The sequence below is a fragment of the Saccharomonospora iraqiensis subsp. paurometabolica YIM 90007 genome, assembly GCF_000231035.2.
Classification (GTDB): Bacteria; Actinomycetota; Actinomycetes; order Mycobacteriales; family Pseudonocardiaceae; genus Saccharomonospora; species Saccharomonospora paurometabolica.
In genome coordinates this window covers 215107-229868 of the sequence record NZ_KI912258.1, presented here as the reverse complement: position 1 = coordinate 229868, position 14762 = coordinate 215107, and the positions used below count along the sequence as shown (strand labels likewise).

Sequence of the window (14762 nt, the reverse complement as noted above, 5' to 3'; positions counted from 1 at the left end):
AGGTCGGCCGCGTCCAGCCGGGTCAGCGTGAGGCGCTCCGGGTCGAGGGCGAACACCGAGGCGTTGGACTCGGTGGAACGCCGCAGCAGCGGCGGGGCCTCGCCCTCGGCGAGCAGCCGCACCACCGGCTCGACCAGCGCGCGGGCCTCCGCCCGGGACACCCCGAGGCAGCGCTCGGTCCAGTCGGTCAGCCAGGAGTCGCCGCGCGGGCGGAGGCTGTCGAAGTCGCTCTTCGTGGCGGTGCTGAAGAACACGGGGGCCGGTCTGCCGCGCGGGAACTTCTGCATCCCCACGGGGCTGCCGCCCCAGATCGCCCACCGTTTCCCGTCGCGGTGGAGGTAGGTGTCCAGCCAGCGGTGGGCGATGCCGCCGCGTCGGCGCAGCCGGTCCAGCAGGCCGAGCAGCCACACCCGGTAGGCGTCCGCGTCCGGCAGGGTCATGCCGCGTTCGGGGAGGTTCTCGTGTGCGGCGCGGGCCAGTGCGGCGTAGTGGTTTAGGTCGACGTCGTGGTCCACGCCGAGCGCGCCGGTGAGTTCCAGGGTGCGGCCCATCCGCGAGCGCAGCCCGATCTCCAGGTGCGCCTGGAAGGTCAGCCGGGTGGCGAGCAGGTCGCGGCGGCGGCCGCCGGGGTCGTGGTGCAGCCACTCGCCGGTGTAGCCGAGTCGGCGGGCGAAGTCGGGCGGGGCGACCGTGTAGAGGTCGTCGCGGTCGCTGGCGGTCAGGGCGGCGGTGACCGCCCGCAGGCTGCGCGGGCCGTCGCCGACCGCGCGCAGCACGGCCGAACGCAGGTTGAACTGGAACGCCCGCCCCTCGACGAACGCGGCGCGGTGGGCGGCGTCCTGCACCGAGTCGGTGAAGACCAGGGTCTTCTTCTCCCCGTCGTCGACGTAGTCGGAGCCGAACAGCTGGGTCAGCGCCACGCTGACCAGCGTGGCCACTGCCGAGCCGAGGAACCGGATCGCGTCGTCCGAGTCGCACGACGGGCACCGCTGGGCCGCCGCGGCATCGCCGTCCGGGGTCACCAGCACCGGAACCCCGGGTTCGGCGTCCCGGCACCACGCCAGCGACAGCGGGTCCAGACGGCACGCGCCGGGTTCGTCCTCCCGGGCCAGCAGCAGGGTGCGGCTCTTCGCGCGCTCGGTGAGGCTGGAGCGCCACACCTTCTCCGCCGAGCCCTCCAGGTCCTCGCCGAGCTCGGTGGCCATGGTCTGCCATCCGGACCGCCCGCACACCCGGCAGTAGGCGGCGGGCAGGTAGCGCGCCTCGTCGGTGGGTGCGCCGTCGTGCCACCAGGCGAACCGTGGCGTGTCGGCGACGGCGCGCAGCATCCGAGTGAGCTCGCGAATCCAGAGCTGCACCTCGACATTCACCAGTGGTTTGGTGCGCCCGGGGCCGCCGTCCTCGCGGGCGGCGGACAGCAGCGCGAGGAACCGCCGCAGCGCCTCCTCCACCCGGCCGGGTTCGCGTTCCCGGGCGACCGCCCACGGCAGGAGGTCGGACCCGGTGATCGCGTCGACCGCTTCGGGCAGGGTCCGCGGCGTGTCCGCGAGCGCCTGCACCACCGCCCGGGTCACCCGGCTGCGCCGCAACCGCCGCCCGAGGGCGACCCGGTCGGGGATGACCCCGCCGAGGAACTCGTGCGCCAGGCCCTGCCACGAGTCGGGCCGGGTGGCGTCCGGCTCGGCGACGGTGGTGACGGCGACCACGTTCGGCGTCTCCTGCTCGTGGTCGACGTCCGGCACGATGTCGGTGGCGTCCTGCCGGTCCTCGGTGACCACCGCCTCCGGCGGGAACGGTCTGCCGAACACGGTGGCGGCGAACGCGCACAGCTCGTCGGCGCGGGTGGCGCCGCCGAGGGTGGCGGAGGTGGCGACCGGGGTGATCCGCCCGAGCGGCCGGCCGGGCTCGGCCACCCGCAGCGTCGCGCCGAGCCGCCGCAGCAGCATGGCGACGTCGGTGCCCTGCGCGCCGTCGTAGGTGTGGAACTCGTCCAGCACGAGGTAGCGCAGGCTCGTCGTGGAGGCCTCCCACAACGGCGCGTCGGCCTCCCGCAGCAGCAGCAGGTCGAGCATCTTGTAGTTGGTGAGCAGGATGTCCGGCGGTTCCTGCCGCAGCACGGTGCGCGAGTCGACCAGATGCTCCCGCGTGGGACGGGTGTTGTTCCCTTCGCCGCCGATGTAGACGCCGGCGGTGACGTCGGACAGCCGCGGATCGTCGTGCAGCAGCTCCGCCAGCCGCCGCGCCTGGTCGGTGACCAGCGCGTTCATCGGGTACAGCACGATCGCCTTGATGCCGCGTTCCCCGCCCGCCTTCGCGCGGGCGGCGTGGTCGAGCACCGGGTGCAGGAACGCCTCGGTCTTGCCGGACCCGGTGCCGGTGGTGACGATCGTCGGCTCGGCGGGGCCGTCGCGGGTGGAGAGCCGTTCGAACGCGCGGGCCTGGTGTTGATACGGCTGGAACCCGGGCGGCAGCCAGTCCAGCGGCGGCACCCACCGCCGGTCCACCGGCTGGAACGGTGTGCGCACCCGCAGGTAGGGGCCGCGGAAGATGCCGGTGTCGCCGTCCATCAGGAACGCTTCGAGCGCGGCGCGGGCGTCGTCGTCGGCCAGGGCGAAGGTGGTCGACAGGTACTCGGTGACCGCGGCCTTCGTCTCCTCCGCCAACAGTGACGGGTACATCGCCCACTTCCTCCCCTGCCCGGGTGCCTGTGACTCCGGGTGTTCAGTCGGGAGCCACCCGGGCCGCGTCAGGCGACGTTACCGACTTGCTGCTTTCGGCGTGTGCGCCGGGGATCGATGTCAGACATTTCCTTCAACACGACCAACGATGCGAAAGGATCACTTCGTGACCATGTCGACACAGGCCCGACGGCCGCTAGGATCGGCCTGCCGGGCGACACTGGGTCGAGCCCGGATCAACGGGGCAGGCGGCGAAAGAAGCACGATGACAGTCGACGGGGAGACCTCGGGCGTGGCGGAACCGACAGCCGGCCCACCGCGGAACGCGACCGTGAGTCGGCAGATGTCGAGAATGCCGAGGAAGAACACCAAGCCGGAGGTGCTCCTCCGGCGCGAGCTGCACCGACGCGGCATGCGTTTCCGTGTCCACCTCTCCACCCTCCCCGGAAAGCCTGACCTCGCCCTGACCCGTGCCCGGCTCGCCGTGTTCATCGACGGGTGCTTCTGGCACGCCTGCCCGGAACACGGCACGCTCCCCCGCAACAACCGCGAGTGGTGGCGGGCTAAGTTGGACGGCAACGTGCGACGGGACCGTGACAAGGACTCCGCGCTGCAGGACCTCGGATGGCATCCTCTCCACGTGTGGGAACACACGCCGGTGACACAGGCAGCGGATGAGATTCAGGGACTCTGGCGTCATTACGTTACACACATGCCGCCGGCGAAGCCTTCTGTCGACTGACAGCTCTGTGGGATCCTGGGCGACGTCCGTGTGTACAACGAACTGAAGGAGCGACCGTGCCGGTTGGGCGAGGCGACCTGATCAGCATGACACCGTCGGCGAGCCGACTCACCACCTCGCTCCGGGACATAGGTTACGACTTCGCATCAGCCGTCGCGGATCTGGCGGACAACAGTGTAGCGGCGGGTGCTCAACGGATCGATATCTCCATCGAGTTCGAGGGTCTGGATTCCCGTGTGATCGTCGCCGATGACGGATACGGCATGACCGAGAACGAACTCGTCGAGTCGCTCCGGTTCGGCAGCCGCAGAGAATACGACCGGGGGGAACTCGGCCGGTACGGTCTGGGGCTGAAGACCGCGTCCCTGTCGCAGTGCCGGTGCGTGACGGTGACATCGCGACGTTCGCCCAGCCGGAGCCACATACCGAGCCGCACTTTGGATCTCGATCTCATCCTGGAATTCGATGACTGGCTCATCGTGGATCCGGGCCGGACCGACCTGGTCCGCCGTGCTCAGGACTGGTTGTCGGACGCACCGGGGACAGTGGTGATCTGGGAGAAGCTGGACCGCGTCCTGCCTACGAGACGTCCGGACGGAGGCTGGGCGCGCCGCCGGTTGACGAACCTGGCCGACAAGGTCTCCCGACACCTCGCCATGGTCTTCCACCGGTTCCTCGAAGGAACCGAAAACGGCCGTCACGTGGTCATCACCGTGAATGGCGAGAAACTCACTCCGTGGAATCCCTTCGCCCGGTCCGAACCCGCGACCGTGGAACTGTCCCCACAACGGTTCGAGATCAATCCGGCCGAGGGGGAGAGCGGCCATGTGGAACTACGCCGTTTCGTGCTCCCCTCCCACGACCGCTTCAGCTCACCCGCCGAGTTCGAACGCCTTTCCGGACCACTCAAGTGGAATCGTCAGCAGGGCCTCTACATCTACCGTGCCGACCGTCTCGTGCAGTGGGGCGGCTGGGCCGGGGTGCGTGCGATCGACGAGCACACCAAACTCGCGCGGGCCTCGCTGGACTTCGACACCGACCTCGATTCGGCCTTCAACATCAACGTCGCCAAGATGAAGGTCAGCCTCCCACCGGACCTCCGGAAGATGCTCGAACGTCCCCTGCATGAGCTCTGTATCCGCGCGAACGGCGCCTACCGTCGGACACCCCGTCAGCAGGCGGCCTCTGAGGCGGCGCAACAGGAGTCGGCCGCGGAGTCCGCGACCCTGGACAGGACCGGCCTCGCCCTGCGCTCGGCCGCGGCCCAGGCGGGCGAGTACGCGGCCTTCAAGCGGGTCGCGGAGACGTTGCGGAAGCAGGCCCCCGATATCGCTGAGGCGCTGGGACTCTGACGCTCCGGGTCAGAAGAGTGGCTGTACCCCTCCGTCGTCGACCCCCGCACGGGCGCAGGCGGTGAACAGCGGGCAGTCGAAACAGAGGGGATGCTCCGGCCGGCACAGACTCGCGGCGAGTTCGATCAGCCCCTTGTGCGCGCGGCGGGCATGTGCACCGCCACCGATCATCCGCGCCACGGCCATCCGCCCGTCGGTGAGCCGGTTCTTCTGGTCCACCGGGTCCCCGTGGAACCGGGCGGCCACACGCAGCACACCCTTCGTCGCCAGCACCGGCTCCTCCGCGTCCTCCTCATCACCGACCGGGACGGAGAGCGTCACGAAGTCGGCGATCGCCTCCCCGACCCCGGGAAGCCTGAGGCCGCCGAGGTTCTCCGACTCCAGCGCCCCGGGATGCTCACGCAGGTAGTCCGCCAGTTCCGAGACGAGATTCGCCCGGTTGGTCCTCCCCACAGCCGTGGCCATGTCGACAAGGGCATCCTCATGCTCCCCACCAGCGGGATCTTCCGGGCCCGCCATCAGTCGGATGACCGGCCAGACGAAGTCGATGGTCGATTTCGTGGCCCGCTCGAGGAGTAGCTCCGCACACACGGCCTGCCACCTGGTCTCCGCGTTGAGCCACGGGATCCCCTTCGGTTCGGCGCCCCGGCTGTCGAACCAGTCCGCCAACCGGCGCGCCACCTCCCTGGTGGTGTGCTCCTCCTTGGTGGCGCGGTCGAGCGCGGCCACCACCGCGGTCCCGATGTGTTCGGCCAGCATCGGCGGGACCGCGTTGCCGATCTGCCGGAACGCCGCCGAGGGGGGCCCGGCGAACCGGAACCAGTCCGGGAAGGTCTGTAGCCTCGCCGCTTCCCGGACCGTCAGGGTGCGGTTCTGGTACGGGTGGATGTACCAGTAGCCGTCCTTCGCGATGTGCGCGGTGATGGTGCGGGACAGGTTGTTCTCGTCGAGGCGCTTGTACTTGTCGTCGAAGATGTCCTCGCGGTATCGCTTGAACTCCTCGGGGAGCTCGGAATACCGGGTCTTGTGCGTCATCACCTCGAAGGCGCGCGCATCGTCCTCCCGGACCGGACGTGTGATGTGGTCGAAGACCTTGCCGATGTCCTGCTCAGGCACGCCGTGTCGCATCGTCCGCTGGAAGTCCGTGAGCGGCCGGTCGTAGTCCGCCCACCCGTCAGCACCGCCCTCCGGACGCCAACCGCCCGCGACCTCGGGCAGGTCACCGATCGCGTTCCCGACGTTGATCTGTTCCGTCGCATCGTCCGGCCAGTCGAACGCCAGGCCGTCACGCATCGCGACGAGGATGAGGCGTTGCCGGAACTGGGGGACGCGGTAACGCCACGCGTCCACGACCCGCTCCTCCACCGAGTACCCGAGCTGCTCGAGCTCCTCCACCATGGTGCGCAGGATGAACATCTCCCGGTCGAGCGCCATGTCCGGGACGTTCTCCATGACGACGGCCGCGGGACGGGCGAGACGGATCACCTCCAGGTACGAGCGCCACAGGTCCCGGCGTTCATCATGGGGGTCCCGCAGTTCATTTCTCACACGATGCCGGATCATCGAGCGACCGGCTTTCGAAAATGGCTGACAAGGTGGCCCGCCAGCCAGTACATCAATTTCCGCCTCGCTGATGAGATGCGCCACTTTCTCGATGCGTCGGGGGTCGGCGAGATCCCAGTCGAGCGTCAGACCCGCGAAGTGATGCCGGTGAGTCTCAACCGCCTCCTTATCGTTATCAAGGGATAGAACCACGGTGAGACCGGCATTCTCGAGCCCCAGACTGAGCCCTCCGGCACCACTGAAGAGGTCGGCCGCGAGGCGCTTCCCCTGCGACTTCAGACGCCTCGTGAGACTGAGAAACTCCTGCTCATCCGCACACGAGTCCTGATGTGGGCGCAGCCGCACGAACGGCCCACGCACGAGCTTCACGCCGTAACCAGCATGCGTCCGCCGTCCGTTCCCACTCATCACTGATCCTCTCCACGGGGGTGTTGCAGAATACCCGTCCCACACGACATACCTCTCGACAGAGGTGCGGCACGTCCGACAACATCGCATACACACGAGAGTGGAAATCGAGCGAGGCGGAAAGGCGGTGCGGGTGACCGACACGGCGACGTCACCGACCGAGGTTGAACGGATCGCGGAGGGGCTCTCCCGCTTCGTCAACGGGGGCGACAGTATCGAGGGGGCTGTACGGCGTTTCCGGCAACTGGGGCTGCCGGAGACCGCGGTTGAACAGGGGAGGGTGGAGTACGAGCGCCGGATCGGCCGTATCCGGACGTTGCAGGATCCCCGTGCACTGGTCACCCGCGAGCTCGAGAACGGCTACTGGTACGCGGGTCCGAAGGAGGACGACACCTTCTGGCCCGCCCTCAGGAAGAGGTTGTCCGAAGACCTGAACGAGGATGCGCTCCAGTCTGTGGACGACTCGTCGGACAAGATCGTCGGACTGCTGCGGCCGCCGGGGAGCGAGGAGATCGACACCCGGGGCCTCGTGCTGGGGTACGTGCAGAGCGGCAAGACGACCAGCTTCATGTCGGTGATCGCCAAGGCGGCGGACGTCGGTTACCGTCTGTTTATCGTCCTCTCCGGCATCACGGACAACCTCAGGAGCCAGACACAGGAGAGGCTCGAGGACGTGCTCGTCAACGAACTGGACAGCTCGTGGTTCCTGCTGACGAGGCGTGATTCAGACTTTCAGTGGCCGGGCAACGCATCGAATCTGCTGAGCACGGAAGGCAACCGACTACTCGCTGTCGTGAAGAAGAACCCGTACCGGCTGCGGCGGCTCGTCGAGTGGCTCGACTCCTCCGGGAACAGGGCTGCCGACTGTCCGATCCTCATCATCGACGACGAGGCGGACCAGGCCAGCCTCGATGTGGGGGCGAAGAACCGGACCTCGCGGATCAACGGCCTCATCGGGCAGCTGCTCCGGAAGAGGAAGGCCGGTTACGTGGCCTACACCGCCACGCCGTTCGCCAACCTGCTCGCCAGCCCCGAGACCGCACAGAGCCTCTACCCACGTGACTTCGTGGTCGACCTGCCCACTCCGGCCAACTACTTCGGTCCCGAGCGGATCTTCGGGCGCGAGCCGCTGACCCCCGACGAGGACGCGTCCGTGACCAACGAGGGTCTCGACCTGATCCGTCACGTCGATCCCGCTGAGGTCTCCGAAGTTCAACCTCCACGGGGTAAGGGTGCGGTGGATTCCTGGGATCCGTCGTCCCCGCCCAGCCTGGTGGAGGCCGTCAGGTGGTTCGTTCTCGCCACGTCGGCGCGTCGCGAACGGGGTACGGGCAATCCGCACTCCTCGATGCTCATCCACACGACCATGCTCGCCACCGGGCATGTCCGGCTGAGTCACCCGGTACGCCGGGTGTTGGATGAACTGCGGCACGCGGTGGCCACCGGCGACGAGAGTGTGTACGCGGAACTGCGGGACCTCTGGGAGAGGGAGTCGAAGCGGGTCCCGCCGCAGGACCCCGGGGACGACCCGGTCACGTGGGAACGACTCATGCCCCACCTGCCGGATGTCCTCGGTGATACGCGGGTCGTCGTGGACAACTATCAGTCCTCCGAACGCCTCAGCTACGCGAACGACGAACCGACGACCGCGATCGTGATCGGCGGCAACACCCTCTCCCGGGGCCTCACCCTCGAGGGGCTGGTGTGCAGCTACTTTGTCCGGTCCGCCTCCGCGTACGACACGATCCTGCAGATGGGCCGCTGGTTCGGCTACCGCAGGGGCTACGGCGACCTCACCCGCATCTGGGTCACCGCCGACCTCGAGTCGTGGTTCTTCGACCTCGCCACGGTGGAGGAGGAGATCCGTCGGGACATCCGACGTTATGAGGATGAACAGCTCACTCCCGCCGAGCTCCCGGTGAAGATCCGCAGCCACCCGGCGATGGCCATCACCTCCGCGGCGAAGATGCGCCACGCCGTACAGGCGGAGATCAGTTACGGGGGGTCCCGTCGTCAGACCATCCTGTTCAACCACCACGACGGGGAGTGGTTGTCGCAGAACCGGGAGGCGGCACGACAACTTCTCCGCGATGCAGGTGCGGCGTCCGGGGCCGAGGTCGACACCGCGACCGGACGTCACCTCGTCCGGGACGTGCCGGTGAGCAACATCCTGGACTTCCTCGCCACCTACAACTTCCACGAACGAGCCTTCAACATGCGCTCCGACCTGCTCGCCGACTACATCCGCAAGCAGAACGGGGAAGGCTTCCTGCACACCTGGAACGTCGCGGTGATCGGTCATCCGGACAGCACGAACGGGACGATCGACCTCGGCAGCGGGCATCCGGTGAACCTCATCCAACGGACCCGCATGGACATGCCCGGGCAGAGCCACGCCAACATCAAGAGCCTCGTCTCGACCGTTGACCGTGTGGCTGACCTGCACCCGGAACAGGTCGATCTCGGCGAGATCGGCAGTCGTCGCTCCCTCTCCGACGCCTCTCTGCTCGAGATGCGGGAGGACCTGCTGGGTGACGTCGGTCTGCTGTGTCTGTACCCCATCTCGAAGGACTCGCAACCGCGGTCGCCCGGGCGCAGGGACGGCAAGCGCCGGCGGCTCGCACTGGACGCGGTCGACCACGTCATCGGTGCCGCCCTCTTCTTCCCGAAGAGCCGTGGGACCGCTTCGGGTGTCAGCTACTACTCCGCCGACCTGTCCTCCGAATCCGTGGAGGAACCGGAGAACGTCGAGCTGATCGACGAAGCTGATGAGACGGCCGCCCGTGCGGCCGAGGGCGGCGACCCGGCACGGGACCGGTGATGGAGTCCTCGGAATCGGTATTCGACCTCCTGCGGCAGGGTGCCGACGCCTCCGTCACCTCCATACGCGACTCCGACGTCGGGTTGGCGGCGGGGAATGTGGCCCACGCGATGGACAATGCGGGGAGACCTCTCCTGCTCGTCCCGCTGGAGTCGGGTGCGCAACCGGTGCGGGACACGGGCAGCCGAGGGGTCACCCTCCAGACACGGGAGGTGCTCGACGCCGGCACGGACAGGCTGTTCCTCGTCCTGCGGTGTGAGATCCCGTCACTGCACGAACCGTTCAGTGTTCTGTGTGACGAGGTGCTGTCCGGGCTCGTCGCGGATCCGACGGAGCCGGTGGCCACCTGCGTGGCACTCCTGGACCGTTGGCGGGACCTCCTCGGGCCCGGGAACGCCCGACTGCTCGGGGAATCGGCACTGCTGGGCCTGCTGGCTGAACTGTGGTTCCTCGAACTCCTGCTCCGGCGGGACTCCACCCGCCTCCACTCCTGGACAGGACCGACGGGCACCACCGTCGACTTCACGGCACCTTCGGCGCAGGCGGAGGTCAAGGCCACCGCGGACCCCGACGGCTTCACCGTCGGGATACACGGGCTATCGCAGCTCGAGCTCCCCCCGGAGGGGAACCTGTACCTCTGGGCGGTCCGCGCCGAGCGGGTCTCCGTCGGCGGTGACTCCGTCCCCGACGCCGTCCGACGGTTGCGGTCCCTGGGCGTGGACATGCACGAGCTGCTCAAGCGGCTGGACGCGGTCGGATATGCGGGTGCCGATGAGCAGGCCTACTCCACCGTCCGCTTCACGAAGCTGGACGACCGCGCCCTGCACGTCACCCGCGCTTTCCCCCGGATCACCGCATCGACACTCGCGGACCCGGGTTTCGCCGACCACATCAGCCATGTCCGGTACTCCGTCGACCTCACCCGTCTGGACGCGGAAGCTCCCGACTGCGTACTCGACGGTGTCGACGAGATCGTCCGGGAGTTCGCCCCCGGAACGGAAGGCGGGAAGACTGCTCCATGACACTCGACCTCTACTCGGAGCCCTACCACCCTCAGGGCAACATCGACGCCCGCGCGGCGAAACGGGCCCTGGGCAAGCCGGAACTCGACTTCTGGACGGTGTTCCTCCGCGAAACGCTGCAGAACAGCTGGGACGCGCGGACGGGAGAGGACGGGCCGGTCGGCTTCACCGTGGACGCTTTCACCCTGGACGGGCGGCAGGCGTCCTTCCTCCGCGACGAGGTGCTCGCCGAGCTGCCGCCGAACCGTACCGCTCTGGCCGAGAGCCTGAAGGAACCGTTCTTCCTCCTCGTCAGTGACAGCGGCACCCGCGGTCTCGCCGGGCCGACCAGGGCCGACCTGGCCGTCTCCGCGGATGAACCGACCCACTTCGTCGACTTCGTCCGCAACATCGGCAGAGACGAGTCCAAGACCATGGAGGGAGGGACCTACGGGTTCGGCAAGAGCGTCCTGTACGAGGCCAGCCGGTGCTCGACCATCCTGGTCTTCTCCCGGATCCGCAGAGCGGACGGTGGCTCTGAGGCGCGGTTCATCGCCATCGAACTCGGCAGCAGTTACGACCGGGACGGACGTCGCTACACGGGGCGACACTGGTGGGGAGTGCGGAATGAGCGCACGGGCGCGGAGCCGATCATCGGTGAGGAAGCGGAAACCATCGCGCGACGCCTGGGCATGACCACTCCCGCCCCCGCCAGTACCGGCACCACGATCGCTGTCCTCGGTCCTGACCCCGGTGATGAAAGTAAGACCCGGGACATGGTCGAAAGCATCGCCACGGCTGCCACATGGTGGGCATGGCCGCACATGGTCGGGAGCGACGGTAGGCCATCGATCAGATTCTCGTTGAGTCATGAGGGCGAGCGGATCTCCCCGCCGGATCCGACACGGCACCCGGTACTCCGGCACTACGTCGACGCCTACCAGCGGGCCGATACCCTCCTCCGCAACGACACCGGGGAGGAAACCCGGTCCTGGCCATGGACAGTGTTGCCGATCCGCTCGAAGAGGCCGGCGAAGCGTCTCGGGGCACTCGCCTACCGCCGCTATCTTCCCGACTCCTCCTCGCCAGGGGAGCATGAGACCCCTGCGGTCGACTCGCACGTGGCCCTCATGAGGGAACCGAGGTTCGTCGTGCGTTACCACCCGGTGGCAAAGGACCCACGCGGGCAATCCACGGCCGGCGTCTTCATCGCGGCTCCTGAGTTGGACAACGAGTTCGCGCTCGCCGAGCCGGTCGCACACGACAGCTGGGTGCCGCAGAGCAGGACGAAGAACGAGCGGAACCCGGTCCGGCAGGCGCTGAACAAAATCAAAGCAGAGTTCAAGGAAGCCGCCAACCCGGCTCCTGACCCGTCTGCGGCTCCCGGACCCACCGGTGTCGCCAGGGTCGCGTCCGAGTTGGGTTCCCTGCTCGAAGGGCAGTCAGGTGGAACGGACCCCCGTGTGCCGGAGCCGACGCGTCCGCCGGGTAACGGCCCGTCCGGGAACGGCCCGTCCGGGAACGGAGGTCATGCGGGCGGTCGGCAGGGAACGGGCCCCGGGGGCGGGCGATCCCGTCGCCGGTCCGGTACCGCGAAGATCATCGGCCCACCCCGCCTCACAATCAGGGACGGAAACCGGGTCGCCGAGTTCCCGGTGACCGCCACTGTCTCCGGCAGTGCACTGCGTGTGACCGCTGACGCGAAGGTCGTGTTGGAGGGAGGTGCTGAGGAGAGCGCCAATGAGCGTCCGGTCGGCGCCGAACTTCCTACCGTTCTCGACTGGCGCCTTGAAACGACCGGCACCCGCCACGACGGTGCGGAATTGCGCGTGACCGAGGCCGGCGACCATGCGGCGGTCGTCTCCGTGCGTCAACCGGCCGACGCGGCGCTCACCGTGAAGCTCAGCTCCGTGGAGGAGGAATGACAGCCCCGATCAGTTTCGGCTTCCTCAGGCCGTCCCCGGAACTCGTCGAGGCCGGGCCCTGGACCGTGACGGGAAGCGGCATCGAGGTGGCGGACGACCCCGAGGTCGTGCCGGACTGGGACCACTTCACCGACCTCCGTGTCGCACGGTCTCTGGAGATCGACCTTCCCAGCCTTCTCCGTGAGTGTGATCTGGATGAGAGGTCGACGCTGCACGGCATCATCACCTGGCAGTGTTCGTGGACGAAGCTCCGTGGGGGCGGCCCGCCGTCACCGCTGCGGGACGGTGCGAACACCCTCGAACTCGACCTCGATGGTCGGCTCCTGGGTGGCCGGCTCGCCCTCGAGGCACGCATCGTTCTCGGGGACCCGGTCGGTGGCGGCCCGCTGAGTCCGGAGCTCCCGGGCAGTCTCCTGTGGTCCGAACCCCACCGGATCACCCTCGAAGGGGTCGGTGCCCGCTTCCCCACGGTCCCCATCTCGTTCGCGGAGTCCGGGATCGCCGGTGGGCACAACGGGGCGTGGGCACTCACCGTGGATTCGTCGGATCTGGCCGCGTCCGGATCGGGGCACATCCGTCTGTACCTGAACTCGGATCATCCGGCGATCCGGACCCTGATCGATCAGCCGGACGCCACGCAATCCGTGACGCTGCAGCAGATGATCCGTTACGACCTCGCCCGACAACTCTTCACGGTGGCACTCCACCACGAGGACTTCGACGATCAACAGACGTACGAGGACGACACGCTCGGTCAGGTACTGGGTGATCTGACCGGGGACCTGTTCCCGGGCAGAACGTTGCAGGAGCTCCGGGGGAATCACCGGATCTCCCCCGGTGAGCTGGAAGCCGAGATCCAAGCACGAGTCGGATTGCTGTCACGATGATCTCCTACCCGAGACTGAACGAGAACGCCGCCAGGGACCTGCTGTCGGAGCTCACCCCGCTGGACGTCGAGGAGCTGAAGCGTCGCTCGGACACCACGCACCCACAGAGCGACTGGTATCCCACCGCGTCGCACAGAGTGACGGCCGGGCGACTGGCCGACCTGCGGGAGAGTATCCGCTCCATCGCCGAGGACTACGGGTATCCCCATGCGATGGGCATACGCTCCGCGAAGTACAGGCTCTTCGACCAGCGGGTCTCCGTCGAGCTCCTCGATCGGATGGACATCGTCCCAGCGGACGCGGCGCACGAGGGCGTGTGGTCGTTTCTCTCCCTGGTGCTCCTGCCGGACGTGTCGCTCTGGCGCTTCCCCAACCGGCAGGAGAAGGACGACTACGAGCGGATACTCGGAAAGCCCCGGAATGTCTTCCGTCGGCTCTGGTGGCGCTCGTACATCCTCGGCACCACCGCGGGGGAAGGGCTCCTGGAAGACGAGGCCGTCGCCATCCTGGAACGCCCCTCCATCGGTGGTGATCCACGTCTGGCCGCCGAGATAGCCCGGCAGCATCTCAAGACGATCGGGAACGACAAGAGGCTCTCCCGCACCGAACTGCTCCGTGAGGCCGCGAAGAGGGTGCGTCGGAGGAACGCCGTCGTCACCTTCCCCGCCCTCACGGACACCGGACTCTCGGCGACCATCTCGGAAATCTTCGAGGAGAGCGCCTCCGCGCTCCTCGACTCCGGTGTGTCCGGCGAGTAGCGGCGAGGACTGTCCGTGCTCCTGCGGCGGTGTTCCGGGTGCCGGAAGGTCCGGACCTCGACATACGTCCGTGTCTCCCGCACTACGCCTGGCTTCGCCGTGGGTCGCGGTCGCCGTAGTCGGGGAGGTCGAAAGCGTCGGCCACCGCCGCTTCGATGGCGGTGCAGTCCAGACCGCCCTCCTCGGCCACGGTGAAGCCGAGCTCCAGCGCCAGGAAGCCGATCGCCCGCAGGGTCGGGAGGACGTCGTCGTGCCCGGCGTCCTTGCGCCGGTACAGCGGTTCGGTCTCCCCGTCCACGGCGCGGGCGATGCGCAGCAGCGCGGCCTGTGGGTCGTGGTGTGCGGGGGCGGGGTGCGGGTGGTCGAGCGTCGGGACGGACATGGGGCTCCTCGCCGTTCGTCGTCGGGGGTGTGGATGGAACCCGGTCGGCGCGGGGTCGTGCCGCGCCCGCGCCGACCGGGGGTCAGAGCCGGTGCAGGGCGGTCAGCACCCGGCGCAGCAGCTGTTCGTCCGGTGCGGGGCGGTATTCGGCCAGCACCCGCCGGGCGTCCGCCGCGGCCTCGTCCGGGTCGACGACCGGCCAGAGCGGCTGGGTGACCTCCGCCGCCGCCGGGTCGGGCGGGGAC

Annotated in this window: 10 protein-coding genes; 7 read left to right on the top strand and 3 right to left on the bottom strand. The window is 68.3% G+C overall.

The window, feature by feature from the left end:
• The coding region (locus SACPADRAFT_RS28975) for a DEAD/DEAH box helicase (protein ID WP_007024511.1) at positions 1-2678 on the bottom strand (2678 nt) is incomplete at its 3' end.
• A gap of 265 nt (positions 2679-2943) precedes the next feature.
• On the opposite strand from SACPADRAFT_RS28975, the gene SACPADRAFT_RS0220315 reads away from it, so the two are divergent.
• Entirely contained in the window at positions 2944-3420 is a 477-nt protein-coding gene (locus SACPADRAFT_RS0220315; RefSeq protein WP_084258535.1) for a very short patch repair endonuclease, read from the top strand.
• A gap of 56 nt (positions 3421-3476) precedes the next feature.
• On the top strand, positions 3477-4772 hold the full coding sequence (locus tag SACPADRAFT_RS0220310) for an ATP-binding protein (protein WP_007024509.1): 1296 nt from the start codon (positions 3477-3479) through the stop codon (positions 4770-4772).
• Between the two features lie 9 nt (positions 4773-4781).
• On the opposite strand, the gene dcm is transcribed toward SACPADRAFT_RS0220310, so the two are convergent.
• Positions 4782-6743, bottom strand: coding sequence for a DNA cytosine methyltransferase (dcm, locus tag SACPADRAFT_RS0220305; RefSeq protein ID WP_007024508.1), 1962 nt, complete (start codon positions 6741-6743; stop codon positions 4782-4784).
• 100 nt (positions 6744-6843) lie between these two features.
• Between dcm and SACPADRAFT_RS0220300 the strand changes: the two genes are divergently transcribed.
• The 5 genes from SACPADRAFT_RS0220300 to SACPADRAFT_RS0220280 are packed head-to-tail and all read left to right on the top strand — an operon-like array spanning position 6844 to position 14135.
• On the top strand, positions 6844-9564 hold the full coding sequence (locus SACPADRAFT_RS0220300) for a Z1 domain-containing protein (RefSeq protein ID WP_198048363.1): 2721 nt from the start codon (positions 6844-6846) through the stop codon (positions 9562-9564).
• The gene (locus tag SACPADRAFT_RS0220295; protein ID WP_007024506.1) at positions 9564-10586 is read left to right on the top strand and encodes a PD-(D/E)XK motif protein; all 1023 of its coding nucleotides are present in this window, start codon (positions 9564-9566) and stop codon (positions 10584-10586) included. The genes SACPADRAFT_RS0220300 and SACPADRAFT_RS0220295 overlap by 1 nt, the downstream gene beginning before the upstream one ends.
• Entirely contained in the window at positions 10583-12490 is a 1908-nt protein-coding gene (locus SACPADRAFT_RS0220290) for a hypothetical protein (protein WP_007024505.1), read from the top strand. Before SACPADRAFT_RS0220295 ends, SACPADRAFT_RS0220290 begins: the two co-directional genes overlap by 4 nt.
• A complete protein-coding gene (locus SACPADRAFT_RS0220285) occupies positions 12487-13377 on the top strand; it encodes a hypothetical protein (RefSeq protein WP_007024504.1) in 891 nt (296 codons plus the stop codon). The genes SACPADRAFT_RS0220290 and SACPADRAFT_RS0220285 overlap by 4 nt, the downstream gene beginning before the upstream one ends.
• Positions 13374-14135 (top strand): DUF6339 family protein, encoded by a 762-nt coding sequence (locus SACPADRAFT_RS0220280; protein WP_007024503.1) that lies wholly within the window; start codon positions 13374-13376, stop codon positions 14133-14135. Before SACPADRAFT_RS0220285 ends, SACPADRAFT_RS0220280 begins: the two co-directional genes overlap by 4 nt.
• An 82-nt stretch (positions 14136-14217) precedes the next feature.
• On the opposite strand, the gene SACPADRAFT_RS0220275 is transcribed toward SACPADRAFT_RS0220280, so the two are convergent.
• Positions 14218-14517: a hypothetical protein gene (locus SACPADRAFT_RS0220275; RefSeq protein ID WP_007024502.1), complete on the bottom strand. Its 300-nt coding sequence runs from the start codon at positions 14515-14517 to the stop codon at positions 14218-14220.
• Between the last annotated feature and the right edge of the window lie 245 nt (positions 14518-14762).

Excerpts from the sequence above, each read along its gene's own strand:
- SACPADRAFT_RS0220290 (WP_007024505.1), top strand. The coding sequence starts at position 10,583 with ATGACACTCGACCTCTACTCGGAGCCCTACCACCCTCAGGGCAACATC.
- SACPADRAFT_RS0220285 (WP_007024504.1), top strand. The coding sequence starts at position 12,487 with ATGACAGCCCCGATCAGTTTCGGCTTCCTCAGGCCGTCCCCGGAACTC.
- SACPADRAFT_RS0220280 (WP_007024503.1), top strand. The coding sequence starts at position 13,374 with ATGATCTCCTACCCGAGACTGAACGAGAACGCCGCCAGGGACCTGCTG.
- dcm (WP_007024508.1), bottom strand. The coding sequence starts at position 6,743 with ATGAGTGGGAACGGACGGCGGACGCATGCTGGTTACGGCGTGAAGCTC.
- SACPADRAFT_RS0220275 (WP_007024502.1), bottom strand. The coding sequence starts at position 14,517 with ATGTCCGTCCCGACGCTCGACCACCCGCACCCCGCCCCCGCACACCAC.
- SACPADRAFT_RS0220295 (WP_007024506.1), top strand. The coding sequence starts at position 9,564 with ATGGAGTCCTCGGAATCGGTATTCGACCTCCTGCGGCAGGGTGCCGAC.
- SACPADRAFT_RS0220315 (WP_084258535.1), top strand. The coding sequence starts at position 2,944 with ATGACAGTCGACGGGGAGACCTCGGGCGTGGCGGAACCGACAGCCGGC.